General features: G+C 60.9%; 2 protein-coding genes. One reads left to right on the plus strand and one right to left on the minus strand.

Going from position 1 to position 1,418, the window contains the following annotated elements; genetic code table 11:
• Positions 1 to 486 (plus strand): phospholipase D-like domain-containing protein (locus FJ953_RS30305; protein WP_246674230.1); only part of this gene is annotated, 486 nt, incomplete at its 5' end.
• A gap of 560 nt (positions 487 to 1,046) precedes the next feature.
• On the opposite strand, the gene FJ953_RS30310 is transcribed toward FJ953_RS30305, so the two are convergent.
• A partial coding sequence (locus FJ953_RS30310; protein WP_140625669.1) for a DUF892 family protein occupies positions 1,047 to 1,418 on the minus strand: 372 nt, incomplete at its 5' end.

Genomic DNA, 1,418 nt, shown 5'->3' on the forward strand with positions numbered 1-1,418 from the left:
CTGGCGGCGATCGCTGCCGCCAGGGATCATCTTCGCATCGGAATGGCCTATTTCGTGCCTGACGATATTGCCCTGCAGCAGATCTTGGACGCCAGGAAACGAGGGGTAGCAGTCGACGTGATCGTGCCCAACTGGCTCACAGACGTGCCCCTGGTCCGAAAGGGCTCGCGGTACTTCTGGGGCGACTTGCTCAAAGCTGGGGTCCGGATCTTCGAGTTCCAGCCAACGATGTATCATCCCAAACTCCTGATCGTCGACGACGTCTGGACGAGCTTTGGCTCTGCCAACCTGGACGAGCGCTCTTTGCGGCTGAACGACGAAGCCACGCTGAATGTCTACGGCCGGGATTTTGCCAAAACGCAGATCGACCTGTTCAGCCAGGATCTTGCGCGATCAAGGCAGATCAGTTTGGGCGAATGGGAAGCGCGCCCCCTGACCGAAAAAGTATCGGACTGGCTGGCCAGCAGACTACACTCGCAACTCTAGAGCCTCTTGGTGGGCGAGTCCCCGCAAACGGCATCTGCGCCCGTCAAATGGCTAATATGGTGCGCCACGCGCAAGAATGGGAGCAACCCCGCAATAACACCGAGCGGATTGCTCAACACGCGCCCTGCAACTTCATCGGTCGATGCATCCCCACCTCGTCGGTCACGCGGCCCCTTTGCGATCATGACAGTGAGACCCGAAAGTGCTCTCAACGATGGTGTATTAAGGTCCGCGCATGGGCGGCTGGAAGCCTGAGCGATCAGAGGCACCGGCATGTCTTAATGAGGACGAATACGCCCACTTGCGTAAGGCAGCGCCAAAAGCCCCAAGGCGATCCAGAAGCCGGGCTCAGCCATTGCGGCGAGATCTGACAGAAGTCGCTTCATGTTGCCCCACCCGTGCCCTGACGAATCCGCGGCCGATCATAAACTCGAGACAAGAGTCCGCTCTTGTGGGAGGAGAAGCGGGCTCTTAGCTGCGACCTAAGACCCAGCGGCCGGCGCAAGAGCCGCCCGCGGACCCGATCGTCAGAAAAAAAGTCCGCCCGCGCCATTTGGGCGTCACCGTTTCGCGGCATCGCTGTCGGCCGCGGCGCGAGACAGGAACATCTGCGTCGTCTCGGCGAGGTGGCTCTTGAGCCAATCCGCCATCGCTTCCTCTTCGCGCAGATTCTGCTCACAGACACGCGCCACCTCGGCCTCCCCTTCGGCGTGGGCCGCGGCGATGAGCATCATGTAGGAGGCAATCTCCATATGCTCGAAAGTATAGCTGGCGAGCGACCCCTTCATCACCTCGTCGCCGGCGAACACGCCGCTGATCGACTGGGCCATGGCGGTGAGCTTGCCACCTGCGTCTTTCATCGCGGAAGATCCCTCTCCGATCCGGTCAAGGCAGGTTCTCAGCCGTGAGGCCTGCTGTCGCGTCTCGTCGAG

It is taken from the genome of Mesorhizobium sp. B2-3-6, assembly GCF_006442305.1.
In the GTDB taxonomy this organism is placed as follows: Bacteria; Pseudomonadota; Alphaproteobacteria; order Rhizobiales; family Rhizobiaceae; genus Mesorhizobium.